Source organism: Pseudomonas sp. RIT409, from assembly GCF_003052515.2.
In the GTDB taxonomy this organism is placed as follows: domain Bacteria; phylum Pseudomonadota; class Gammaproteobacteria; order Pseudomonadales; family Pseudomonadaceae; genus Aquipseudomonas.
In genome coordinates this window covers 48,132-74,509 of sequence record NZ_QARE02000001.1, presented here as the reverse complement: position 1 = coordinate 74,509, position 26,378 = coordinate 48,132, and the positions used below count along the sequence as shown (strand labels likewise).

General features: G+C 60.4%; 15 protein-coding genes. 4 read left to right on the top strand and 11 right to left on the bottom strand.

Annotated features, from left to right (window positions below; all coding sequences use genetic code 11):
- Positions 1-30: 30 nt before the first annotated feature.
- From DBP26_RS00255 to DBP26_RS00210, 10 genes are all read right to left on the bottom strand, one after another.
- The gene (locus tag DBP26_RS00255) at positions 31-4,539 is read right to left on the bottom strand and encodes an Ig-like domain repeat protein (protein ID WP_108235613.1); all 4,509 of its coding nucleotides are present in this window, start codon (positions 4,537-4,539) and stop codon (positions 31-33) included.
- A gap of 173 nt (positions 4,540-4,712) precedes the next feature.
- Complete coding sequence (locus tag DBP26_RS00250) at positions 4,713-6,338, bottom strand: hypothetical protein (protein ID WP_108235612.1); 1,626 nt, start codon at positions 6,336-6,338, stop codon at positions 4,713-4,715.
- Positions 6,339-6,400: 62 nt separating this feature from the next.
- Positions 6,401-11,434 carry an Ig-like domain-containing protein gene (locus tag DBP26_RS00245; protein WP_108235611.1) on the bottom strand — a complete coding sequence of 1,678 codons (5,034 nt, stop codon included), beginning with the start codon at positions 11,432-11,434 and terminating at the stop codon, positions 6,401-6,403.
- Between the two features lie 205 nt (positions 11,435-11,639).
- On the bottom strand, positions 11,640-14,309 hold the full coding sequence (locus DBP26_RS00240; protein WP_146749629.1) for an Ig-like domain repeat protein: 2,670 nt from the start codon (positions 14,307-14,309) through the stop codon (positions 11,640-11,642).
- 635 nt (positions 14,310-14,944) lie between these two features.
- Positions 14,945-15,598: an HAD family hydrolase gene (locus tag DBP26_RS00235; protein ID WP_108235609.1), complete on the bottom strand. Its 654-nt coding sequence runs from the start codon at positions 15,596-15,598 to the stop codon at positions 14,945-14,947.
- 139 nt (positions 15,599-15,737) lie between these two features.
- Positions 15,738-16,727: an ABC transporter ATP-binding protein gene (locus DBP26_RS00230; RefSeq protein ID WP_108235608.1), complete on the bottom strand. Its 990-nt coding sequence runs from the start codon at positions 16,725-16,727 to the stop codon at positions 15,738-15,740.
- A 1-nt stretch (position 16,728) separates the two neighbouring features.
- The gene (locus DBP26_RS00225) at positions 16,729-17,526 is read right to left on the bottom strand and encodes an ABC transporter permease (protein WP_108235607.1); all 798 of its coding nucleotides are present in this window, start codon (positions 17,524-17,526) and stop codon (positions 16,729-16,731) included.
- A complete protein-coding gene (locus tag DBP26_RS00220; RefSeq protein WP_108235606.1) occupies positions 17,513-18,355 on the bottom strand; it encodes an ABC transporter permease subunit in 843 nt (280 codons plus the stop codon). Before DBP26_RS00220 ends, DBP26_RS00225 begins: the two co-directional genes overlap by 14 nt.
- Complete coding sequence (locus tag DBP26_RS00215) at positions 18,352-19,158, bottom strand: alkaline phosphatase family protein (protein ID WP_108235605.1); 807 nt, start codon at positions 19,156-19,158, stop codon at positions 18,352-18,354. Before DBP26_RS00215 ends, DBP26_RS00220 begins: the two co-directional genes overlap by 4 nt.
- Before the next feature lie 153 nt (positions 19,159-19,311).
- On the bottom strand, positions 19,312-20,379 hold the full coding sequence (locus DBP26_RS00210) for an ABC transporter substrate-binding protein (RefSeq protein WP_108235604.1): 1,068 nt from the start codon (positions 20,377-20,379) through the stop codon (positions 19,312-19,314).
- A 392-nt stretch (positions 20,380-20,771) separates the two neighbouring features.
- On the opposite strand from DBP26_RS00210, the gene phnR reads away from it, so the two are divergent.
- The 3 genes from phnR (at position 20,772) to DBP26_RS00195 (ending at position 23,139) form a co-directional block, all read left to right on the top strand.
- Positions 20,772-21,491, top strand: coding sequence for a phosphonate utilization transcriptional regulator PhnR (phnR, locus tag DBP26_RS00205; RefSeq protein WP_108235603.1), 720 nt, complete (start codon positions 20,772-20,774; stop codon positions 21,489-21,491).
- A gap of 150 nt (positions 21,492-21,641) precedes the next feature.
- Positions 21,642-22,370, top strand: a complete 729-nt coding sequence (locus tag DBP26_RS00200; RefSeq protein WP_108235602.1) for a TetR/AcrR family transcriptional regulator — start codon at positions 21,642-21,644, stop codon at positions 22,368-22,370.
- On the top strand, positions 22,360-23,139 hold the full coding sequence (locus DBP26_RS00195; protein ID WP_108235601.1) for a pyrroline-5-carboxylate reductase dimerization domain-containing protein: 780 nt from the start codon (positions 22,360-22,362) through the stop codon (positions 23,137-23,139). The genes DBP26_RS00200 and DBP26_RS00195 overlap by 11 nt, the downstream gene beginning before the upstream one ends.
- A gap of 60 nt (positions 23,140-23,199) precedes the next feature.
- On the opposite strand, the gene DBP26_RS00190 is transcribed toward DBP26_RS00195, so the two are convergent.
- Entirely contained in the window at positions 23,200-25,236 is a 2,037-nt protein-coding gene (locus tag DBP26_RS00190; RefSeq protein WP_108235600.1) for an NADH:flavin oxidoreductase, read from the bottom strand.
- 218 nt (positions 25,237-25,454) lie between these two features.
- Here DBP26_RS00190 and DBP26_RS00185 point away from each other — a divergent pair, with 218 nt between their 5' ends.
- Complete coding sequence (locus DBP26_RS00185; RefSeq protein WP_108235599.1) at positions 25,455-26,357, top strand: glycine betaine ABC transporter substrate-binding protein; 903 nt, start codon at positions 25,455-25,457, stop codon at positions 26,355-26,357.
- Positions 26,358-26,378: the final 21 nt, after the last annotated feature.

The window sequence follows — 26,378 nt, the reverse complement described above, 5'->3', positions numbered from 1 at the left end:
TGAATGCATTTGCATTCTGTCGGCGCTCAATCAAATACCGATAATGTTGGCGTAACTCCATCCGATTCCCCATACAGATGTGGTTCTCAGGTCTGCCCAGCCACCGGCCACCATATCTTTGCAGCGCACGGTATTGAGGCCATTACCAGGCGTAGTGGACCAATACAGACCACCTCCCATTGGCCAGCGCCCTAGATATGCCGTGGCTATCTGGTTTTGCTCGTCATGGCTGGGAAGCCGTTTACCGCCACGGGCTACGGCATTATTTGCATTGGGATACGTATCGTTGCCAAATCCGGTCACCACGGTCACGCCACTGACGTTGACGGTGTAACTGCCCGACCGCCCCTGGCTGTCCCGGACGGTGATCATCGCGATGCCATTACCTCGTGAATAGACCGTGCCGTTTGAATCGACGCGAGCGACGTTTGTATTGCTCGATGTATAACCATAGGGTGCAACGCCACTCCTGGGCGTCCTCGTGGAGGTCGTACCGCTTGGCCAGGGCGATGGATCAAGGTTGGGGTGTCCGCCGAGAATGTACACCCTGCCGCTCAAGCTTACGGGCGATGTATCCAGCACGAAGTCAGGGATGGGCGAGACCACGGTGAAGGTTCGAACGTTCGATGACGGCTGGTCTGCGTATCTTGCGGTGGCCTTGAGGCTGTGGGCACCCAGGGCGAGCGTGGATACCGTGTGGGTCCAGTCTCCGGCAGCGCTGACAGACGCTGTTCCTTTGGACGCGGCCCCGTCGAACACCTCAACGTGCTCGCTCGGTGCTGCTTTGCCGGAGGCCGTTACTGTCGTGGCGGTGGTCGAGCCATTGTTGGAAACCTCTCCCTTGGAGTCCCGAACACTGGTAATCGTCGGTACTACCGCCGCCTTTACCTGAAACGTCCAGGCTGAGGAAACCGGTTTGCTGGCATACAACGCTTTCGCCGTCAGCGAGTGGTTGCCCGGAGCCAGACCGCTGACTGCACGGGTCCAGGCGCCTGTAGCACTCGCCGTCGCCGTGCCCTTCGATGTCGCGCCGTCAAACACTTCGACCACTTGACGAATCGACGCCTGGCCTGATGCGGTAACGCTTGAGGCGTAGGTGGATCCGCCGTTCGCGACAGGGGTGTTTTTCGGGTCGAGCACCGACGTGATCGTCGGATTGACCACCGCCACAACCGTGAAGCGGCGTACTGCCGATTCGGCACCATTGCCATAAAGCGCCTTGGCTTTCATGGCGTGGCTCGTCAGGGTCAGTCCGGTTATTGGCAAGGTCCACACGCCGGCGGCATTGGCGGTTGCTTTACCTCTGGTTGTGGTGCCGTCGAAAATCTCGACCTGCTGATTGGCGCTGGCCGCGCCGGTGAGGGTGACGCTTGTGTCGGTCGTGAAGCCGTCTGCCGGGATTTCCGTACCTGCGGTCCCCTTGATACTGCTGATCGTCGGCGTCACGGCGGCTGCAACGGTAAGGCGCCAGACCGTCGACTCGGGCCCTGTTCCGTACAGCGCCCGGGCTTTGAAGGGGTGCTCGCGCACGGCCAATCCCGTCACCGGCCGGGACCATGAACCTATCGAATCTGCCGTTGCCGTGCCTTGTGACGAGGTGCCGTCGAACAGTTCTATGCGTTGGTCCGGGCTGGCCTTGCCTGAAAGCGTGACGGTGGTGTCCACCGTCGTTCCTCCATTGCTGACGGGCCCTCTGCTGTCCACCACCTTCTCGATCGTCGGCGTGAGATTGGCAAACACTTCCCAGGTACGCGGTTGCGAGACCATGCCGCTGCCATCCAGGGCCCTGGCGGTCACGCTGTAGGTTTTCGGGCGCAGGGTCGTCAGCTTGACCGCCCAGCTCCCCGACAGCGTGGTGCGCGTGGTGGTCAGACGCCCGGTGCCGTCCAGTATTTCCAGTTCGGTGTCGATCGTCCCTGTGCCGCTGAGGTCGAGGGTGGTGTCGAACGTCGTCCCGCCGTTGGCCACTTCGCCTTTGGCATCCTTGACGCTGACGATGACTGGCGTGACCCAGTCGTGATGGCGTTTGAACACATACTCGGTGATGGGGAAGGGCAGTGCGGTGTCTTCGATGGCGGTTTCGCTGAAGGCGACTTTGCAGACCACGTCGAGCGGGGTGTCCTGCCCCAGTTGTTCCAGCGCTGTTCGTGGCACGGTTTCCGACAGCCCAGCACTGACCTGCCCACTGGTGATTTCCTTGCCATCGAGCAGCTTGATGGTTTGAGGTCCACCGCTTTCGGTTTCGCCCGCAAGATGCAGCCACACCCGCTGACCCAGGGCGATGAAGGGCCATTTGCCAAGGGTCGTCGTTGCATCCCCGCTGAATGTCGCAAGGTTCAGGACTTTGGTCGGCTTGTCGGCCTGAGTGATGTCCGGCGAAGGCAGCTGGCTATCAGCGATGGGCTTGATGGTCAGCAGCCGCAGCTCTGATTTTTTCTCGGTGAGGTAGCGCTTGACCCGATAGCTAATTTGCACCGAGTGACCGATGTTGGCGCCAATGACGGCGGCGGGTATCGCAAACTCGACTTCACGGCCAGCGTTGCCGGATTTGGATTGCTCGGGCGGCGAGCCCGTGCCGGGTGTGCCCAGCCACACCAGCGTGATCACGTCCTGCGGGTCCATGCTTTCGTAGCTCACCTGGACGGTGGCGCCACTTTGAGCCTGCATCGGATCGAGGGTGTCGTCGCCGGCGGCCTCCAGCACCGTCGGCGCGGGCAACAGGCCAATGAGCTTGCCGATGGTCAGTTCCAGCACCTTCGAGTACTGGTATCTACCGGTGCTGGAAAGTTTCAGGCTGTAGTACAGCTTCACGAGGTTGTTGATGTTCGGCTCGATCAGCGACCTGGGGATATTGAACGTCAAGGGTTTGCCAGCCACCAGGCTTGTGATGGGCACCCAGTCACTGGCGCTGCCGTCAGGTGATTCGCCTTGCCAGTACCAGGTCAGGACGTCACCCACGGCGGTGCCGGTGTACGGCACTCGCAAGGTGGCGTTTTGAGGGACGCTTTCAGGGTCGAGTACATCGTCTTCGGCCTCATCCACCGACGGTGCGGGCAGTTCGGCGAGGCGTTGGGCAACGACCAGCGAAGTGTGGCTGGAGACTCTCACATCCTGTGGGGCGAGGGCATCGTTGGACACGCGATAGCTGACGTCCAGCGTGCCATTGACGAGAGGGCCGATGAATTGGCCCACCACCGGGATGTAAATCACCGCCCCCACTTCGTTCGCCGTCACCGAGTGCTGCGCTTCGTAAAGCAGCGGCGTGCCGTTCTGTGTCACTCCGAGCCAGATCAGGTTGATCAGGTCGCCGTTGGCCATCTTCTCGTATACGGGAATGACCGCATGGGCCCGATCAAGGCCGGGGTCGAGCGTGTTCCCGACCGCTTCGAACACATCGGGGGCGGGCAGCGGAATCTTGCCCGTGATGCTGGCAAAGGCACGCTTGGAGGATTGCGGCGGACTCCCGTTGGCCTTGTTCAATACGTAACTGGCTTGCCCTCGTCCTTCGAGCAGGGCGCGGATTTCGGCGTTGGGCACCTTGACTTCGGTCACCGACGGTATGTTGCTGAGGGTGACGGTGGCCTCGTAGGTCCGTGGGGCGCCGGTTCTCGGAGTGCCGATCCAGGTCATGGTGACCCGATCATTCAACTCGAAAGGCGGGCCCCGGACTTCGATCTGTATCGTGACATCGTCGTCCCCCAATTGTCCGAGGTCGATTACCTCGTTGAAGGCTTCCTTGATGATGGGTGCATCGAGACGCTGTGCGCCTGCCTCGACGCCGATGAATGTGCGCAGCGACCAGTCGGAAGAAAAGTTCCAGACCTCGTCGAAGACTTGGTAATGCACCAGCAGATTGGGCGAGTCGCCGCCTGCCAGGATCGTGGCCTGGTCAACGGTCATGGTGATCGGTCCACTGCCGGCCGCTTCAGCGTCGGTGACTGTATGCCTCAGGAAGGCATCGCCCCATTGCAGCTCGAGGGTGTCCCGTGCGGCGCGCCCAGGGTAGGCGGCAATTTCAGCCGGAACACCTTTGGCAGCCCATTCGGCGTCGACCCCGTTGTCGATCACATCCTGTGGCAGGCGAGGGGCGGCCAGCTCCGAGTGGCCAGGAAGATGGGGGTCCTTGTCCACACCGCCGGGCGCATCGAGTTTGACCCTGATGCGCAGGGCGACGGAATCTTCGGATGTGGTCGAGCCCTGACGCGTCAGGCGGTAATACACCTTTTCTGCCCAGCCAGGCACGACCCGTTCAGAAGCAATGAAAAACAGCAGGCGCTGGTCGACCTCCTGATCCCCGACATCTTGCCCTCCCACCAGCGTGTCATCCCAATAAAGGTCGATATGATCACCGCTTGCCATGCGCAACCAGGGGTCCACTGCCACCAGCAACCCAAGCGGACTGTCCACGGTGACGATGTTCACGCCGCCGTCGCCTCCCTGGACCGGGGTCACCAGGCCGCTGATGAGCAGCGAGCGCAGCGCCAGTGTTGAATAGTCCCGTTGCAGGGGAGGAAACAGGGTGTGTGTGAACCGTGTCATCGTTGGAGTCCTTTCTGTTGTGCACGCGGTGGACGGGGCGCGCAGGCCCATCCAAGCGTTGCTGTTTCGCCGAGTCGTCCTGACATTGGGCGCTGGATCGACGGTTTCGCCTACTGTCAGAAATGACAGGTTTTGCGACCGCTGGTCGGCGTGTACTCAGGGGGGATGGCTGCTCAATCAGAGGTCGTGCTTGCAGCCTCGTCCGAATAAGGATCGAGCGAGCGCCTCCCCGGCGCGCCTTCAGCCAGTTGATCCTCTGGGAGGTAGCTAAATACCGTTCCATCCGCCGCGCCCAGTGTCATTCGCACGACCGGCAGAAAACGGGCGGTTTGAGTGAAGAAATCGTGCTGGATGAATTGCGCCTGCGGACGTGTGGCAGTGCTCGCATAGAAAAGCGCTTCGAGGGGGATCTGATCCGGAATGCCTTGAGGCCAGGCGGCGATTATGATCTCGTTCCAGGACGCGCGATCACTGGCGCTAAGCACGGTACGGACCTGGATACTAAGCTGGAATTGCGCGGAAGTGGCGGTGAAGGCGCAACTGTTACTTGGACTTGCTCCGTATTTCGATTGCCAGGCCGCGACGGTCGTTACTCCCTCTTGATCGCAACTGGCACGACAGCTGTCAGGAATTGAACTGGTGCCCGCATTCGCCGGATAGGCGCAACGAAGCGTAATGGGGTGGAGCGCCGGTGCTGAAGACTCTTTCATGGTGAAACCAGCTGCTCCCAAGGTTTTGGTCGTCCCCACATCGGCTCGCAGGTAGCTGAATGACACGCCGTTACGGCCAACCGAATTGGGACTAGGATCCCAGGCGTGGAAGCTACTAGTTGCCTGAGTTGCGCGAATCAATATACCGCCGCAAAAGTAAGCCGATAGCCCGTTTGCGCATTCGCTTCGAGTGTCGCTGTATCGTCGATTCATCGCGGATGCGATCTGATAGCCGGTGTACAGTTGATCCTGCAGGTTGAATCCGAACACGTTTCCGGAGCCGTCGTTGAGATCCATGCGAAGGATCGGGAGCCAATCACCGGTGGCGTTGAAGTAGTCGCGCTGATCGTGCTGTGCACTAATCAGCGTGCCTGTCTGGTTGATGTCGTAATACAACGCTTGAACGGGAACACTGGTCGGGCTGGCTGAATCCCAGTTGGCCACCTGCAAGCGATTGGCGGTGGCCGACCATTCGCTGTCCAGTCCTTCGTGGGCCTTGAGGCTGGCATTGAACTGGCGCGGGTCGTTGGCGCTCAATGAGCATTGCGCAGTCGGCTGGTTGCCCGTTTGTTGGAAATGTGTCAGCCAGGCGTCGCTGTCTGTCACCCCAATGGCGCTGCATGAGCTGGCATCGACCAAGTTCGGGTGAAACGTCGATGCAGGCGCACAGCCGTAGTTGCTGCGAGTGGCGTCGATTGGCTGAGTGAAGGGGTAGGCACAGAGAACGCTCAGCGTTTTGCCATCGCCTACTGCGCTGAACAGATCGCTGAAAATCACCCCGTGGTGCACAGGCAACTGCCGAATGCCCAAGTCACGACGCAGATAGCTCGCGCCTTCGGCTCCCAGGGCCGTGGCGTCGCTGTTGTGCGCCCAAAATGGCTGCCCCGCGGCGCGCGGGTTAGCCAATACCAGCACGCCATTGCATTGCCAGGCAGGTTTGCTTGCGGCACAGGTGGAGGCCGTGCTCTGGTAGCGATTGTTGATCAGTTGCGCGATTTCCGGCCCGGTAGGGCTGGCCGTTGCGTTCAGGCTGTAGAGCAGCCACAGCACCGCGAACAACCTGATGATTGAGCAGGTATTCATGGTCATGGTGACCTCATGTACGAAGATAGGAGTGACCGCCCGGCCTTGTCCGCCGGGCGGTGCTGGCTTCATGCGTCGGGACGGAGCCGCTGTCCCGCTGTTCGAGAGATACCTACCGCCTGCATCGCCAGGCTGCCGTCCGATGCGCTGGCATTCTGGTTAGGGTCTGTGCCGCTCAGGTCATAGGTCCAATACGTGCCAACCCCGGCGGGGTCTGCCGTCCAGAGCGGATAGTCGAGCCATCCCAGATAGGTGCTGACCGGCTGACTGTCGGCATAGCGTGTCCACAATGCCTTGAGATCGTTCAACGAAGCAGGGTCCAGGCCGGCCGTAGCGCAGACGCGTTGCATGCCCGCCCAATCGGTGCTGGCGGTCAAGAAGTGAACGACGATCATGCCCGCGATGGTCAAGGCGTAGTGTTGCGTTGCCCCCAGGCTGTCGCGGGCAGTGATGCTGCAGGTGCCATTGGCCAGGGCTGTGACGGTCCCGGTGTCGTCGACGCTGGCCACGCTTTCTTCGCTGCTGGCGTAGGTATAAGGCCCGGTGCCCCAATCGGCGGCACGACTGAACCGAGCGAATGCCGGCGGCTGCGCTGGGGCTTTCCCCTCCGCGACGAGGTAATTGTGCGCGGTGAGGTCCAGCGTGACGTCGTCTTCGAATCCGCCGCTGATCGTCAGCAACAGGTCGGCGGAAGGTTGCTCAGCGGTTTCGCCCGCGGGGATGACGCCGTACCAGACGCGCAGTTGGCCACCTGCTCCGACCATGAACTCACTGGCTGGGACCTCGAAATCGATTCCGGTGCCGGGTCCACTGCGATTCACGACTGTCCAGTCGAACAGTGTGTCTTCAAGGTACAAGCTGACGCGATCCTGATATTTCAGCGTGCCCGGGGGGATGTGGACCTTGATCATTTTTTCCGGATCGTCACCAGGATCCAACACATCGCCCAGCGCGTCGGGAACCTGCGGTTTGGCCCATTCAGCGAAACTGAACGAAACCGTGCGGCTCACGCGGGATTTTTTGGGGGTCACCGCTTGTGCCTTCAAGGCCTGTGTACTTACGGCAAGGCGGGTTTCGTAGGAAACGCGCCCTTTCAGGTAGGGCTGCGCCGCGCTGCTGTCGCCGCCTCCAGCGGCGTAACCCCACGTCACGATTTCACCGTCGGAGCGCAGCGCCACGAAACTCTGACTATTGGCGTAGACGGCTTTTACGTTGATCAGTTGTGCTACGACGCTGCTGGTGTTCCCCCCGACCGATGCGTCACCCCAGGCGACGACTGTGCCGTTACGACGCAGCGCGGCGAATGCTCTCGAGTTGCCCACCACCTGAACGATGTCGTTGAGGGTGGCGATGTCCGTTGGAACCGTCCCGCCACTGGCCGCCGTGCCCCAGGCGACGACATGACCATTGGCCCTGCGTGCGGCCATGGCGTGCCAGGTCGCGCTGACTTCGACGATGTCGGTCAGCGACTTGATGTCCGCAGGCACCGTTCCTCCCTGTTGGGCGTTGCCCCATGTCAGCACTTGCCCGGACGTGGTAATCAATGAAAATGCATTAGCAGAAGCGGCGCCCAGTTCGGCTACGGTCGCGGCGGCGACTTCCGTGGTCACCGTACCGCCGCCAGAGGCCGTCCCCCACGCCACCACTCGGCGGTTGGCACGCAGTGCAGCGAAGGCCACGAAGTTTCCTGAAACCTCTTTAATGTCAGTAAACGTCGCAACGTCTCCCGGCACGGTTCCTCCTGCCGCTGGAGCACCCCAGGCTACGACCTGCCCTGTGCCACGAACGGCCGCGAACGCAGTCCCGGCGCCGATCACCTGAGTGATGTCGCTGTGTGCCTTGATCGCATCGGGTACCGTTCCACCATAGGCCGCCACGCCCCAGGCGTAGACTTTCCCATCCGTTCGGATACCGGCGATCGCCACGCTGTTGCTGGTCAGTGCGACGTAACTGTCCAGCGGGTGGGTGCCTAGAGATCCGCCTTCCGTTGCTGCTCCCCAGGCAACGACGTAGCCATTTTTCCGCCGTGCTGTGTAGGCGCTGCGGCTGCAGCAGACTTCAACGATGTCGTCCATGGTGATGATGGTGGGCGGGATAGTCCCACCATATGCGGCATTTCCCCAACCGATCACGTCGCCACTGTCGCGATGCGCCACCTGCGCCGCGTCTCCCGACGTGGAGGTGTCATTACCATTGCCAATGATATTCACGGCACTGAGCAACACATGGTCTTCACTGGTGCGTATATGCAGAGGCGTCCACGGGCGGCTATCTCTCCAGCTCTTCGCTTGCGTCCAACCCGTATCGCCCTCGTATTGCCACTCGGCGTTCAGAGCCGCCCCCGTGGATTTGTCGAACGCACTGATCCTGCGAGGCGTTGCCGATGCCCGATACATGCAGCGATGGAACCTGGCACCCATCACGTTCAACAGGCCTGCGACGATGGCGCTCTTGATGTCGTAGGTTCTGGACGGCGAGGGGCCTTCGGCGCTCTGATCGGCACGCTTGACGGTGTAGCTCAGTATGACGCTGAAGCCATCGTTGGCTTTGACGGTGCTGTAGGCGATGGGTATCAGCAGCTCGCCCTCTGCCGTGACGGGTTGTGTCGGCTTCACGCTGCCGTCGCCCGGTTGGCCTTGCCACGTCAGGGTGACCGAATCCCCCGCCTTGAGCTGTGCTTCGGCCGGGATACGCACACGAGCGCCCGAGAGTGCGTTGTTCGGGTCGAGTAGGTTGCCGATTGCTTCTACGATCACCGGCTCGGGAAGCTGGACGGGCAAATCCTGTTCCACATCGAACATCAACGGCAGCGACTGCCGGTCTTCGCCGACCAGGGGGACGACGCGATAGCTGACACTTACCGTGGCGTCTACGTTTTCGGTTACGTCAGCCAATGGCACGGTGAATTGCACGTCTTTATCCTTGCCGGCCCCCGTGATGGATTTGTCGAGCCGGAAAGGCGGTGTCCCCTCGTCATCCTCCCACGTCATGTACACGTGATCGCCTACGTTCATGTCTGGCGTCCATGCCGGTATGACCACTCTCGCGCCATTGGGAATTTCAGCCAGGTCCAGCACACCGTCCTCGCTGCCCGCCACCTTGGCAACGGGCAGCAAAGGCACCGCACCTGCGCCGACCTGGAAGTTGAGAATCTCCGAGTCACTGCGCCGGCCACTCTTGCGAATTACCCAGTAAGACGCGGCGACCGTGCCTTCGTCGTTGTCCTTGATGAACGCCTCGTCGATGTCAAAGACAACCGCTTTGTCTTTGGTGAAAGAGTTGATTTTGATCCAGTCTTCCAACTCATCGGTCTTGCTGCCTTTCCAGAGGGAGTGCACCTCGTCGCCGATCTCCATATTCGGATAGACAGGCACTGTCAATGTGGTGCCAGGCAGATCGGGGTCCATCACGCCATCGTTTACCCCGGCGACAACGGGATTCGGAAGCTCGGCGCGGGGCTCCCCGACGTTTAGCAGCGTTGCTCGGGCGGACTCCCGTACGACGATGGTGCCGTTCAGGTCTTTGGCCAGTTCGAAGTACAGCTGCAAGGTTCCGCCATCCAACGTCTTGAGGTGGGTGCCATCAACGCTGATCGTAATCGGTAGCTTGTTGGTTTCTTCACGGCCAGTGATGGTATGAGGGGGCAGGGCGGGGTCGTAGACCGTAAAGTCGGCCCGGGTGCCGATCCAGCGCAGCGTAATTTGATCGCTTGCGGCCATGCTGTCGTCCCAGGGGATTTCGATGGCTGTCTTGGCCAAGTCCGGGTCGAGTGCGCCCTGGGCGGCGTCCTTGGCGATGGGCGCTGTCATGCCGACGGCGCTGCCCTTGACGTTGACGAATTGACCTCGGGACGGCGTGGACACTCCGGCTCTCAAGCGCCTGTAGGAGAAGGCGGCCTGCACTTTGGCCAGCCGGCGCAGGATGGCGTTCGGGATAGGAATTTCATAAACATGGTTGAGCGTCAGTACTTCAACCTCATCGGACTCGTACTGCACGGCATCCCCGTCGACGGTGGTGCCCGTGACTTTGCCGACCAGCTTGTCGCCCACCGCAAAATCGGGACGCCTGACCGTGACCTGCAGGGTCGCAGGTTCAGTACCCAGGACGTCGAGGTCTAACTCGCCGTTGTTCGCCTCGGCCACGAAAGGGGCATCAAGTCGCGAATTACCGGTGTCCACCACGATGCGCATTTCGGCGGCCCAGTCCGTGGAGCGATTCAGGACCAAGTCGTAGACTTCGAACGTCACGGCCAAACCGTCGAAATCGGAGTCGCCTGCCGCGAGAATCGTGGCTTCGTCGACCACTATTTCGATGTCCTTGCCCACTTCATTTTGGGTCACAGGCGCGTGATGCACAAAGTATCCACCCCAGGACAGCTTGATATCGTCCCCGGCAGCCATGTTCGGGTAGGGGTGAATGGTGGCCGGAATCCCTGCCTTGGCTGCCGCCGCATCGACCCCGTCGTTGATTATTTCGTCAGGCAAATCGAACTTCAGCGCAGAGTGACCGGGCACGCTGCCGTCCTCGTCGACTCCTCCCGGAAGTGTGAGCTTGATCAGAATGTCCAGCGCATCCGACGTCTCAGGGGCTTGTCCGATGCGCGTGATGCTGTACGACAACTTATGCGCGCCATCAGTCAGGCGGTTACTGGGCACAAAGGCGATTACCCGTGCCCCTACCTCCTCGGGTTTGAGGATGACACCCGACGCGACCTGCGTGGTCCCGTCGAGCAGAATCTTGTAGCTGTCGCCCACCGCCATGCTCGACCAGGGCTGGAGGTAGAGTTGCAGGCCCTGTAGCGGGAAGTTGGTTTGCGCCGCTGCCACGTTGATGCCCCATGACCCGTCATCCAGCGGGCCCGTGGCACCGGGGATTTCCAAGTCGATCAGCGCCAGGGTCGACAGGCCGAACGTGGACATGCCCTGCCGATCGGGATTGAGGATAATCTCAAAGCCTGCATCCAGCTCTTTGCGCGTCAGGGCTTTGCGCATGCAGAGCTGATCGTCCAGCCAGACTGACAATCGGGTGGCCGGCCGGAAGGACTTGAGTGGGTTGACGAGAAGGAACTGTTTGAGGTCGTCGGGGAGTGTTGTATCGGGCATGGCGTTTGACTCCTGTCGATTGATCCAGAAGTCAATTGAGCGCCATAACAGGGCGCTTGCCTACTGTCAGAAATGACAGGTTTTGCGACCGCTGGTCGGGCTGAACGCTGCGCGGCCCGCTTACCCGGTTTGCGTTCGTCAAGTGCGCGGGCAAACAACGGTGATGGGGCGTCCTTGCCCCATCCGCCATTCGCAGATGCCCGGCTCAACTGAACGCCACTATCCCCTCGACGGTCAGGGTCGTGTCGGTTGTCGTACCGCCGTTGCCAATGGCGTTTCCTTTCGAGTCCTTGACTAAGGTGATGGCGATTGCCGTCACGGCGGAAACCCTGAAGTTGCGTACGGCCGATGCGGGCTGATTGCCGTATTGCGCGACGGCCTTGATGGCGTGCGCTCCGGGCGCCAATCCGCTGAGGACCAGTGTCCAGACACCGCTGGCGTTTACAAGGATCTTCCCTTTGGAGGCAGCGCCATCGAAGATTTCCACCTGCCGATTGGCGGCGGCGTTGCCGGTCACGGTGACGCTGTTGTCGAAGGTGGAGCCGTCGGCGGGGATCTCGTTGTTGGAGGTATCCTTGATGCTGCTGATGGTGGGCGCTACGGAAGCTGCAACCGTGAAGTTGCGCACGGCCGATGCGGGCTGACTGCCGTATTGCGCGACGGCCTTGATGGCGTGCGCTCCGGGCGCCAATCCGCTGAGGACCAGTGTCCAGACACCGCTGGCGTTTACAAAGGTCTTCCCTTTGGAGGCAGCGCCATCGAAGATTTCCACCTGCCGATTGGCGGCGGCGTTGCCGGTCACGGTGACGCTGGTGTCGAAGGTGGAGCCGTCGGCGGGGATCTCGTTGTTGGAGGTATCCTTGATGCTGCTGATGGTGGGCGCTACGGAAGCTGCAACCGTGAAGTTGCGTACGGCCGATGCGGGCTGACTGCCGTATTGCGCGACGGCCTTGATGGCGTGCGCTCCGGTCGCCAATCCGCTGAGGACCAGTGTCCAGACACCGCTGGCGTTTACAAGGATCTTCCCTTTGGAGGCAGCGCCATCGAAGATTTCCACCCGCTCATTGGCGGCGGCGTTGCCGGTCACGGTGACGCTGGTGTCGACGGTGGAGCCGTCGGCGGGGATCTCGTTATTGGAGGCATCCTTGATGCTGATGATGCTCGGTGGGTCAAGCACGACCGGTTCGCCTACCTTGAATGTCGTCAGATCCGAAAAGCTTTCCCTGCCACCGCCTGTCCGGACCACCTTGTAGGAGGCTGTTACGGTTGCACCGTCGTTCGGTGCGATCACGCGGCCCGGGATAGTGAAATCGATGGGATCAGGTTTGTTAAATGAGTTGACGTTTATGGAGTCTGTGTAGTCGCCGCTCTGGCTGCCCGTCCAAGTGATAGTGATTGTGTCGCCTGTCTGCTTGCCGGAATAGTTCGGTACCGTCAGCGTCGCGCTGACGAGTCCGGGGTCCATCACGCCATCGACGACACCTGAAACGGTCGGGGCGGGTAGCTCCGCTCTGGGTTCACCCACTGTCAACTGCGCCGCGTGCAGGGATTCGCGTTTGACGATAGTGCCATTCACGTCCTTTTCTAGCAGAAAGTGCAGCTCCAGTGTGCCGCCCTCGATAGCTTTCAAATGAGCACCGGGTACGGTTATCGTGATGGGCAACTTGTTGGCTGCTTCGCCGAAGGAAATGAAATGGTAGGGCAGCAGTGGGTCATAGATGCTGAAGTCTGGCCGGGTGCCAATCCACTTCAGGGTGAGCCGGTCCCCGGCGCCCATACTGTCGTCCCAGGGAATTTCAATTCGGGTGTTGGCCAAGTCGGGGTCGAGGGCTCCCTGGGCGGCGTCTTTGGCAATCGGGGCGGCCATGCGAACGGCTTCGCCCTCGATGCGAATGAAAGCGCCTTTGGATTTGGCCTCAGAGCCGTCGGTTTTAATCAGCCGATAAGAAAAGATGCCCTGGGTTTTGGCTAATGGACGAATGGTACCAGCAGGAATGGGGATCTCGTACACGTGGGGCAGGTTGTCGACGATGACTTCGCCGGCCTCGTACTCTATTAGCTCGCCTTCTTCAGTACTGCCTGTCAACCGCACGATAATCTTGTCGCCTTTACTGAAGTCGGCTTTGAGCGCGACGACGCTTGCGAGGGTTTCGTTGCCCATCGATGCCGTCAGCAGGTCTCTCCGTTTTTTTCCCAGCGCGTTCTGAAGCTCCTCCAGCGTGTTTTTAGTCGACATGGCGATGATTTGAACGGTCGCAGGGCTAGCGCCCAGCTTTTCAAGGTCCAGGACATCATTGAACGCTTCTTTGACGAACGGTGTGGGCAGGCGAGAATTGCCCGTGTCTACGATGATACGAATCTCCTGCGACCAGTCTTCAGAGCGGTTTTGCACGACGTCGTAGACCTCGAACGTCACGGCCAGGCCGTTGGCCCCAGAGTCGCCCGCAGCAAGAATGGTGGCCTCCGGAACAGTGACGACGACGGGTTTGCCAATTTCAGCGTCGGTCACCTGATGAGTGACGAAATAGCCACCCCACGAGAGCTTGATGCAGTCTCCCTCGGCCATTTCCGGGTAGTTTTCGATGGTGACCGGTACTCCGTCTTTCGCCGCATCTGCATCCACGCCATTGTTAATGATGTCTTGCGGCAGACCGAATTTGAACTCGGAGTGGCCAGGGCCAGGTTGTGTGTCCTGCCCTCCCGGACGAGTGAGCTTGACGTAAACGCTGGTTTCAGCCGATGGGTCGGGTGTTTGGCCAAAGCGTTTGACGTTGTAGCGCAGCGAGTGCCGTCCGGGCGTCAGTCGTACGGTGGGTATGAACGACGTTACGCGCTGGTTGGCTTGACCGGCGGCGATTTTTTCGCTGGCGACCACCGTGGTTTTGTCCAGCAGTACGTCCACGCTGTCGCCTGTTGCCATTGCCGACCAGGGGGAGATGTAAACCTGCAGGCCATGCTGTGGGAAATTGTCCTGTGCCGCACCTGAATTGACACCCCACAACACTTCTCCCGGGTTGGCGGGCGGCTCAGGCAGAGGCCCGGTCCCACCGGGAATCTCCAGTTCAATCAGGGCGTTGGGGACGATAGAGTTAGTGCTCATCGTGATTGACTCCTGTCGAATGAATCCAGTAATCAATAAAGCACCGTTAAGGGACGCTTCGTCTACTGTAAGAAATGACAGGTTTTTAGACGGTTTCGAGATGACAGTTATTTCGAAAGGCTACAGGCGCTCTTGTCTCATTGAAGCTAACTATGTTTAACGTCGTGCACTTCCCGACGACGCCATATCTTGTGTGCCCTCGGACAAATCGATCAGTCGCCGTCATGGGCGGCCACGCCCCAGCTCCTACCTCATATAGTAATTTGGCTGATTTTCAGACGAGTTGAATGGCTCGGTACAGAACCTCGGCGGGGTACTCTCCATCGCTTTTCTGTCGCCGAACAACCAAAGCCGGTATCAGGAATGCGCTCGCGCGTGGAAGGAGCGGGGTGTTCCATTGGGCGGGCTGATCACCTCCAGCTATGAATCGGCCAGCCCGCCTTTTCCGCCGCTTCTTTCAACACCGGATCCGGATTGACCACATGGGGAAAATCCACCCTCTGCAACAGCGGTAAATCATTGCGTGAGTCGGAATAGAAACTCGCGCCTTCCAGGTTTTCGCCTTCCTGATCCAGCCACTCCAGCAAACGGGTGATCTTGCCTTCGCGGTAGGTCAGCACACCTTGGGTCTTGCCGTTGTACACGCCTTGCTCGATGGCAAGATCAATGGCCAGCACTTCATCGACGCCGATCCGCTCGGCGATGGCTTGCACCAGGTGCACGCCAGAGGCGGAGATGATCAGGATGCGGTCGCCGTTGGCACGGTGTGCAGCGATGGTTTTGGTGGCGTCGCTGAAGATGATCGGCTCGATGTAGTCCTCGACCCATGGGCCGACGAGGAAATCGACCTCTTCGGGTGTACGGCCGATCATCGGTTCGAGGGTGAAAGCCATGTAGTCTTCCATGGCCAGTTCGCCTCGGCTGTAGGCCTCCATCAGTTCACGGTCTTTTTTGATGAACGATTCGGGGTCGACCCAGCCCAGGCGGCCCATCTGCTCGCTCCAGAGGCTGGCGCAATCGCCGTGAATCAGGGTTTCGTCCAGGTCGAATATTGCTAAAGCCATTACCGCTGTCTCCCTATTGATACAAACGCAACCCTTGTAGGAGCGCGCTTGCCCGCGATTGCGGTGTATCAGGTTCATTTTTGTCTGCTGAAAAAACGCCTTCGCGGGCAAGCGCGCTCCTACAGGTTTACCGCGGCGATCACGCCACTTCGCAGAGCGCCGACGGTTCGATGTTCAGGGTGACGCGCCGACCGTTGGGGTGCAGGTCACTGGCAGAGCGATTGAGCACATCGACAACCAACTCGACACCCCGCGCTTCGACCCGATAACGGATCACATTGCCCAGCAGGCTGTGGCTGCGCACTTCGCCTTCCAGCGAGCCGGTGAGGCTCAATTGAATAGACTCGGGGCGAATCGCCACGCGGCTGTTGATCGGGCGTTGCATCAGGCGGCTGGCGTCGTCGGGTTCCAACAGGTTGTAGTTGCCGATGAAGCCTGCTGCGAACGCGTCAACCGGCGCGGTGTACAGGGTTTCGGCGTCGCCGCTCTGCACGATCCGGCCCTGGTTCATCAGGAAAATCCGGTCGGACATAGTCAACGCTTCTTCTTGATCGTGGGTGACGAAAATCGTCGTCAGGCCCAGCTCCTGCTGGATAGCGCGGATCTGTTCGCGCAGGTGTTTGCGGATGCGCGCATCCAGCGCCGACAGGGGTTCATCGAGCAACAGCAGCCGCGGACGGGTGACGAGCGAGCGCGCGAGGGCCACGCGCTGGCACTGGCCACCGGACATCTGATGCGGATAGCGCTTGGCGAAGTCGCTCAGCTCCACGAGCTTCAAGACGTCGGCCACGCGTTGTTTCGTTTCATCGGCGCTGACTTTTTGCATACGCAAGCCGAAGGCCACGTTCTGTTCCACATTCATGTTGGGGAACAGTGCGTAGCTCTGGAACACCATGCCGATGCCGCGCTTCTGGGGCGAGACCGGAACGATGTTCTGGCCGTCGAGAAAGATCTTGCCGCTGGTGACCGAGGTCAGGCCAGCGATGCAGCGCAGCAGGGTCGACTTGCCGCAACCGGACGGACCGAGCAAGGTGATGAATTCGCCTTTGTTGATCACGCAGTTGATGTCGCTGAACACAGCGGTGCTGGCGTAGTTCTTTTGCAGGTTTTCGACAGTGACGAAGCTCATGTCAGTCTTTGTCCTTGTTCAGTCGGTTGGCCGCCCAGGTCAGCAGCAATACGAAGAAGAAATAGGAAATCACCAAGGCGCTGTTGAAGTGGCCGCTGCTGTTGCGCATGTTGTTCAGGTAAACCTGCAGCGTCTCGTAACGCGTGCCCACCAGCAGGTTGGCGAACACGAACTCACCGAACAGAAAAGAGAACGACAGCAGCAGGGCGATCATCAGCCCTTTGCGCAGGTTGGGCAGCACCACCAGATAGGCCGCCTTGAAGGTGCTGGCACCGAGCAGTTGAGCAGCGTCCATCAGGTCCACCAGGTTGATCGCCTGCAGGTTGTTGGTGATGGCCCGGTACATGAACGGCAGCGCCACCGTGAAGTAGCAGCCGATCAGAATCCATGGCGTGCCGACCATCGCCAACGGCCCCGAGCCATAAAGCTGCAACAGCCCCACTGATGACACCACTGGCGGCACCGCGAACGGCAGCAGAATCAGAATATTCATCAGCGCGTCGAGTTTCGGGAAGTGGTAATGCACCACGAACAGCAGCGGCAGAATCAACACCACGGACAGCACCAGCGCGCCAACGCACACCAGCAATGATTGGCCGAAGGCGATCAGGAAGCGTGGGTCGCTCCACAGGGCCAGGTACCACTTGTAGGTGAACCCGGCGGGCAGAATGGTCGCCGACCAGCTCGACGCAATGGAGTAAATGAAGGTGCCCAGCAGAGGCGCCAGCAGGATCAGAAACAGGACGTACACCACCAGACGGTGATAGAGCCCGACCGGGCCGCGTTCAGCGCGAGACATGGTAGCTCCTCTTCAACAGCCACTGATGGACCAGCGTTACCAGGGTCATCATGCCCACCAGAATCATCGCCAGGGCGCTGGCCATGTTGGGGTCCAACGAGATGTCACCGGCAACCATCGCTGCGATGCGGATCGGCAACACGTTGAAGTTGCCGGTGGTCAACGCGTAGACCGTGGCGTAGGCGCCCAGCGCGTTGGCCAGCAGAATCACGAAGGTGCCGAGCAGGGCCGGGGTCAGCACCGGAATGCCGATGTGCCGCCAGAAGTCCCAGGTGCTGGCGCCGAGCAGCGAGGCCGATTCGCGCCAGTCGTCGCGCAGGGCGTCGAAGGCCGGGTACAGCAGCAACACGCCGAGGGGAATCTGGAAATAGGTGTAGAGGATGATCAGGCCGGTCTTCGAATACAGGTTGAAGTCGTCGATGATGCCGGCCTGCTTGAGAATCAGCGTCAGCGCGCCGTTGAAGCCCAGCAGGATGATGAAAGCGAAGGCCAGCGGCACGCCGGAAAAGTTGCTAGTCATGTTGGCGAAGGCGCTGACGAAGTCCCGCAGCCTGGAAGGCACTTTGCGCAACGAGTAGCTGCCCAGAATCGCGATCACGATGCCGATCAGGCTCGACCAGAAACTGATCTCCAGGCTGTACTGCATCGCCTGCCGGTAAAAGCGGGAATTGAAGGTCTTGATGAAGTTATCCAGGCCCCAGCCGGCTTCCGAGTGGAGGCTGTTGACCGCGACCCACACCAGCGGGGCAATCTGAAAGGCGATGAAAAACAGGGCGAAAGGCAGCAGGCATAACAGCCCCAGCCACTTGCCGCGACGCTGTGAACTCACTTGAGCACCTCTGCGCAGAAAGGTTTGTCATGGGGCACGCCGAGCAATTGGCAGACAGTGCCGCAAATATCGGTCTGTTTCGGCTGCGCATCGGGGGCGAGGCTGAAGGCGTCGCCAATGACGAACAGGGGCACTTCGCGTTCCTCTGGCAGAAGGCCGTTGTGCGAGCGATCGTTGTTCATCCCATGGTCGGCGGTCACCAGTACCTGATAGCCAGCGTCGAGCCAGCGTTGCAGGTACTCGGCGAGGATGATGTCGGCCGAGCGCGCGCTGTTGCGGTATTGCGGGGTGTCCAGGCCGTGCTTGTGCCCAGCGTCGTCGATGTTCATCGGGTGGATGAACAGTAAATTTGGCTGGTGCGCGGTTCGCAGATGCTCCGCATCGTCGAACAGATGGGAATCGGGGTAGTGATCGACGTAGTAGAAGTGACCGTGCTGAATCGGCAAATCGAGGTCGTCGGTGTGGCGATCGCGCGAGGCGATGAAGGGGCTGCGGTTGTACAACTCGCTGACCCAGTGATACGCCGCGGCGGCGGTCGTCAGGCCAGCGGCTGAGGCGTAGTGAAATATGCTGCGCTGATGGGACAGGCGTGACACCTGATTGTGCACGATGCCGCTGTCGATCGGGGGCACGCCCGTGAGAATGCACTCATACAACGGTCGGGACAGGGCGGGCAGTTCGCATTCCAGCTTGTACAGTGCCGCGCGACTGGCGTTGCGGTAAGCCAGCAAATGCCCCATCGCATGCTGCGCCACGCTGTAGCTCAGGCCGTCCAGCAAAATCAGGATGACGTTGTGTTTCATGGCCTCTCCGGGGGAAGGGGACGAGGCGCTTCCCGATGTAGGGGCGCGCTTGCCCGCGAAGGCGTCGTGTCAGGTTCATAACGGGTGACTGACCTACCGTTTTCGCGGGCAAGCGCGCTCCTACATTGAAAGCGCGTTCGTTCGGTGAAGCGTTTACTGCATCTCGACGATGACCTGTTCGTTCCACTGCTGCGGCAGGGCTTTCGAAGTCTTTTCCCACGCGTCGGCGTTCTTGATCGGCGTCACATTCTTGTACTGCTCGTTTGGCAGCAACTTGGCTTGGACCTCAGGCGGCAACTTCAGGTGCTCTGCACGAATCGGGCGCGCGTTGCCGCTGGCCAGGTTGATCTGACCGGCGTCGCTGAAGATGTATTCGCGGGCCAGTTTGGCTGCGTTCGGGTGCTTGGCGTATTTATTGATGATGGTGGTGTAGCCCGAAATCACCGAGCCGTCGGACGGGATCAACACCACGTAGTCATCCGGATTGGCCATCTTGGCCTTGTAGCTCAGGCCGTTGAAATCCCAGACGACGCCCACTTCCACCTCGCCTTTTTCCATGCTCTGGATGGTCGGGTTGTTGATGCCCAGGCGTTTCTGCTTCGCCAGTTCGGTGAACAATTGCAGGCCCGGCGCGATGTTGGTTTCGTCGCCTTTCATGGCGATTGCAGCGGCCAGTACGCCGTTGGCTGCTTGAGCGGCGGTGCTCACGTCGCCGATGGTGACTTTGTATTTGCCGGTTTTCAGGTCAGCCCAGGATTTCGGAACATCGGAGCCGTGCAGCAACTTTTTGTTCACGATGAAGGCGATGGTGCCGGTGTAGGCCAGGGCCCAGTGGCCGTCCTTGTCTTTCGCCCAGTCCGGTACTTGATCCCAGGTGGTCGGTTTGTAAGGCTGCGTGACGCCCTTGGCCACGGCAATCGGACCGAAGGCCGCGCCCACGTCGCCGATATCAGCACTGGCGTTGTCTTTCTCCGCGTCGAATTTGGCCACTTCCTGCGCCGAGCTCATGTCGGTGTCCATGTGCACCAGACCGTATTTGGCGGTCAGGTCGGTCCAGGTGCCTTTCCAGTTCGCCCAGTCATCGGGCATACCGACGCTGTTGATCGCGCCTTCGGCCTTGGCTGCGGCTTCCAGGGTTTTCAAGTCGGTGTCCGCGGCCATGGCCGATGTGCTCAGCGCGATGGCCGAGCCCAGGAGTGATGCCAGCAAAAGGTGTTTCATTCGAAGCTCCTTTGGTCTTTTCTCGACGGTGTAGTGCATCGGATCGGTAACGTGTTCGCTGCAATAGGATGTGTATTGCGTTGGTCTAGATCAGCAATACCTGCGCCAAGTTATGCCTGCCTCATGACATTTTCGTGTCTGGACCGAGTTTTGCTGGGAGGAACGCAGTGGCATCCAGGCGCCGGGCACGCTGTGAAACAAGCGTAGACCATCGCCAAGATCCTGATCCGCAAAGGCAAATGTGTTTTTCGAGCCTGATGGACGTGGGGGACGACGCTGGATTGTCACGTAACAGTCATCTAGCCTGCCTAGGCTTGAGAACGAACCGATGGGCCTTCCCGCTGATGAGCGGGTGCCTCTGATGCACTGGTCTAGTCCAGATAGGTAACGCAATGCGCCAACTTGTGCCACGAGCGGTGACGACCATTTGCAACGCCTTGCAGGAGCAGATCGAACACGGTCTGCTGACCCCCGGCAGCAAACTGCCCGCCGAACGCAAGCTCAGCGAAGTCTTCGACACCACCCGCATCACCTTGCGTGAGGCATTGGTGCAACTGGAGGCACAAGGGCTGATTTATCGCGAAGAGCGGCGAGGCTGGTTTATTTCTCCGCCGCGCCTGGCGTATGACTTGATGCGTCGCAGCCACTTCCACGCCATGGTGCAGGCGCAGGGTCGAGTGCCTGCCACCCAAGTGCTGTCGGCCCGATTGCAACCGGCCTCAGCCGCCATCTGCGAGCTGCTGCAACTGCCTCCTTTATCCAGCGTGATCCAGATCTGCCGCGTTCGGCGCATCGATGAACGGCTGGTGCTGTATGTCGAGCACTACCTCAACCCCGACTATTTTCCGCAGATGCTCGAGTTCGACCTGAACCAGTCGCTGACCGAACTGTACGCCCGCCATTACGACATTCGTTATGGTCAGGTGCGCTTCGAAATGGTGCCGACCGCACTGCCGGTTGAGGCCGCAGCCGCATTGAAAGTCTCGATCGGCAGCCCCGGCTTGCGCATCGCCCGGGTCAACCACGACCAGCGCGGGCGTCTGATCGACTGCGATCTGGAGTACTGGCGGCACGATGCTATTCATGTGAGCGCCATGGTCGGAGACCTGTGAGGCTTCGTAATTGTCAGACGTGGCAAGCGATCAAACCTCAAGCTGACGACAGAAGAGATAAAGTCCGCGTCATGCCAATGTGCAGCGATGTACATAAAAAGAGCAGGGGCGTACAGTCCCTGCACTCTCTTCGAACACAGGCGGCAGCGCATGTCGGTATCAGGCAAGGAACGGGGTAAATCCCAGGATTCGGGTTGGCGCGGGTCGGCGGAGGGCTGGCTGGAAGCGGCCTACGATGCGTTGAAGGAATCCGGGGTCGACGCCGTTCGAGTGATGCCGCTGGCCAAGCGCCTGAACCTGTCGCGTACCAGCTTCTACTGGTTCTTCCAAGACCGCGAGCAGCTCCTCGCCGCATTACTGGCTCGCTGGAAGGACAAAAACACCGGCGGCATGCTCAAGCAATCCGAACGCTACGCGGAGAACATCACGGAGGCGATCCTCAACGTATTCGAGTGCTGGTTGAACCCTGAGCTGTTCGACTCCCAGTTCGAATTCGCCGTGCGCAGTTGGGCGTTGCAGTCCGAAGAGGTGGCGGCCGAAATCGCCGCGGCGGATGACACCCGCATCAATGCTCTGTCGGCGATGTTCCGGCGTTTTGGCTACGACGCCGATGGCGCGGACACCCGCGCCCGGACGATCTACCTGACACAAATCGGTTACATCTCGATGAAGACCTTGGAAGACATTACCCAGCGTTTTCGTCGCATTCCTCATTACGTAGCGATCTTTACCGGCAAAACCCCGAAGAAGCGCGAGCTGGACCGTTTCTTTGGCGCGTTCGGGTATGCGGAAAAAGAGCCGGGCGAGTTCGTGCCCTTGGTGGAAACCTTCGAAGACGCCCTGAAAGAGAAGACAGAGGAGGTGTCCGGTGAACGCTGAGCGCATTGGCATCATTGGCGGCACCGGCTGGCTCGGTGGGGCGCTGGCACAGGCGCTGCTGGACAGCGGTTTTGTCGAGGCGGACCGCTTGTGGCTGTCCAACCGCTCAGGGACACACCCGCTGCAGGCGACCGGCGCGCACCTGGTCGCGGATAGTCAGGCGCTGGTCGAGGCCTGTGACGTGGTGGTTATTTCGGTGAGGCCCGAGCAATTCAAGGCGCTTCAGATCGATGCGTCAGGGAAACTGGTGATTTCCCTGATGGCGGGTGTGACGTCTCAGGCAATCAGCGAGGCGACGGGGGCTGAAGTGGTGGTGAGGGCGATGGCCAACGCCGCGGTTGAAATACGTCAGTCGTTCACGCCGTGGCATTGCCCGCAGCCGTTGAGTGCGTCTGATGTGGACTTCGTTCAACGGCTACTGGAATGCGTGGGCACAGCAAGCCGAGTGCCGACGGAGGAGGGGATTGATTACCTCAGCGCGTTGTCAGGCACTGGCCCTGCGTTTCCGGCATTGTTGATGACCGCGCTGACTCGGCAGGCAATGATCGCGGGTATTCCTGAAGACGTCGCCCGGCAAGCCGCCCATGGGGTGGTGGTGTCGGCCAGTCGATTGCTTGTGAATCATGAGCCCCAAGCGCTGATCGATTCGCTGGTGGCCTACAAAGGCGTGACGGCGGCGGCGTTGCAGCGTTTGATGGATGACGGGTTTGAGGCGCAGGTCGGCAAAGCGGTTGCGGCGGGGGCCGAAGTTGCCCGCAACGGCCTTTGATCACCCGGTAGGCGTGCGCGCCTACCGGGATTGTGTTTACCACGCGAGGTCTTTGTCCCGTTACAGGTCCTTCATCAACCGCAATGCATCGTAGATGGCAGCGTGGGTGTTGCGCGCGGCCACGGCGTCGCCGATCCGGAACAATTGGAAGCGTCCTTCAGGATTGGTTACCAGGTTCTGCGCCTTCCCGGCAATCAAATCATGCTGCTCGACGGCACCCCCGTTCTTCGAATGGGGCCGCAAGTCGAAATACAGGTCGTCCAGCGGTAATGTGCCGTGGTTGATGACCACCTGATCGACGATCCGCTCCTTGTTGACCTTGCCGTAATCGCTGCCGAAGACTGCAACCAGCTTGCCGTCCCGCTTCTGCACGGCTTCGACGCGGTAGGTGACCGTGAACACGACGTCCAGATCTTGCAGGCTGCGCATGTAGGGCACCAGGTTCATCGCCATGACCTCCGGTGAAAACGCCCGGTCTGGCGTGACGATCTCCAGCCGGGCGCCGCTTTGGGCGATCACCTCGGCAGCCTGCAGGGCCGCGTGGTCGCCGGCGTCATCGAAGATCAGCACGTTCTTGCCTGGCTTCACGTCGCCGGAAATGATGTCCCAGGCAGAAACCACCCACTCGTTGCCTTCCTTCAGCACTTCCGTGTCCGGCAGGCCGCCCGTGGCCACGATGACCACGTCCGGCTCCAAGTCGATCACGGTCTGCGCTTCGGCCCAGGTGTTGAAACGGAATTTCACCCCCAACCGTTCGCACTGGGCCATCCGCCAGTCGATGATGCTGATCATCTCGCGTCGGCGTTCGCTCAACGCCGTGAGGCGAATCTGCCCACCGGGCCGGTCGGCCGCCTCCAGCACCGTGACGTCATGTCCGCGCTCGCCCGCCACCCGCGCCGCCTCGAGGCCTCCAGGCCCGGCACCGATGACCACGACGTTGCGTTTCACGGCAGCCTTGGGAATGTCGTGGGGCAGGGTGGTTTCACGCCCGGTCGACGGATTGTGGATGCAGTAGGCTGCGCCACCCTGATAGATCCGATCCAGACAGTAATTGGCGCCTACGCAAGGGCGAATGTCCTCTTCGCGCTTTTCGATGATCTTGCGCACGATGTGCGGGTCGGTCATGTGCGCGCGGGTCATGCCGACCATGTCCACCTTGCCGGACGCCACCGCATGGCGGGCGGTGGCGACGTCCGGGATCTTCGCCGCGTGAAAGGTGGGGAAGCCTGTTGCGGCGCGAACTTCACCGGCGAAGTCCAGATGTGGGGAATTGCGCATGCCTTGAATGGGAATGACGTCGGTGAGCCCGGCGTCGGTGTCGATGTGGCCTTTGACCACGTTGAGGAAATCCACCAGGCCGCTGTTCTTGAGCATCTGCGAGATGGCGATGCCTTCCTCGGCGCCGAATCCTCCCGGCAGGTCCTCGTCGCCGGTGTAGCGCACGCCCAGCAGGAAATCCTCACCGCACCGCTGGCGGATGCCACGCAGAACATCGAAGGTGAAGCGCAGGCGGTTTTCCAACGGCCCGCCGTAGGGGCCTTCGAGGGTGTTGGTCAGCGGCGACCAGAACTGGTCCATCAAATGGCCATAGGCTTGCAGCTCAAGGCCGTCCATGCCGGCGGCCTTCATCCGTTCGGCGGCGTCGACGTAGTCCTGAATGATGCGCTGGATGTCCCAGTCTTCGAGTCGTTTAGGGAAAGAGCGGTGGGACGCTTCGCGTCGGTGGGAGGGCGACACCACCGGTAGCCAGTCCGCCTTGTCCCAGCGGGTCCGACGCCCCAGGTGGGTGAGCTGGATCATCACCGCCGCGCCGTGTTCGTGGCATTCATCGGTCAGGTCCTTGAGCCAACCGACCACTTCATCCTTGTACGCGAGCACGTTGTTGAACACGGGTGGGCTGTCCCGCGACACCGCTGCGGAGCCTGCGGTCATGGTCAAGGCGACACCGGCCTTGGCGCGCTCGACGTGGTAGGCGCGATACAGGTCTTTTGGCATGCCGTCCACCGGATACGCCGGTTCATGGGACGTGGTGATGATGCGGTTTCTCAGGGTCAGGTGCTTGATCGTGTAGGGCTGCAGCAGTGGATCGCTGGACATCGTGTTGCGCTCCTCGGGTCGACATCAGGCTCGGTTGCAGATGAAACTAGGAGGAATGTACACAAGTGTCAATATCAGTTGACGCCTATGTACATTTCGCTTGCGTCCCCAACAACTGTGTGGATAAGATCGGCCCAACCAGCCGGCTCAGACCGGCGCGATCCACCGCTTTCACTGCCACACCCAGAGACACCCATACACGAAAGGGGAGATGCACGATGGTTGCTCATTCACCGCATAAGAAAAAACGTATTGGCTGGTTTGCAGGGGTCGCGCTGGCGACGGCGAGTCTGTTCGCGCAGGCGGCGGACCAGCCGCCGGTGCGCATCGGCTGGGTCAACTGGTCGGACACCGAGATCGCCGTCAAACTGGCGAACGTGGTGCTCGAAGACCAGCTCAAGCAGCCGGTGAAACTGGTGCAGGCTGACATCGGCATTCAGTTTCAGGCCGTGGCCAACGGCAATATCGACTTGATCCCGATGGTCTGGTTGCCGGGCACGCACAAAGCGTTCTGGGACAAATACCGGGACAAGCTGGAGGACCTTGGCGTGCTGTATGAAGGGCGTATCGGCATGGCAGTGCCGGACATCGTTCCGCAGAGTGAAGTCAACAGCTTGGCCGACCTGAACAAACCTGGGATCGCCGCTAAATTCGACGGGAAAATCTTCACGTCGGAAGTCGGCAATGGCCAGTACAAACTCACCGAGAAGGTCCTCAACGACAAGAAAATCGTCGGCTACAAAATGGTCGCTTCGTCCGAGAGCGGGATGCTCAGCGAGCTGGACCGCAACCTCAAGCGCGGCAAGTGGTCATTGGTCAACGCTTGGAGCCCGCACTGGATGTTCTCCAAATACCCGCTGCGGTATCTGGATGATCCGGACCATTTGTTCGGTGGCGCTGAGCAGATCCACGCGGTGGCGCGTAAGGGCTTCAGCGAGCAGTACCCGCAAGTCGCGCAGTTCTTCGCGCACTACTCGATCCCGGCTACGGACCTGCAAACCCTGATGCTCAAAGCCCGGGAAAGCTCGGCGGACAAGGTTGTGGCCGAGTATTACGCGGCCAACAAAGCGCGTTTCGCGGCGATGGTCAATGGCAACGCGACGGCGTCGTCTGCGCCGTAATCTGCTTCTGCCCGGAGCCGT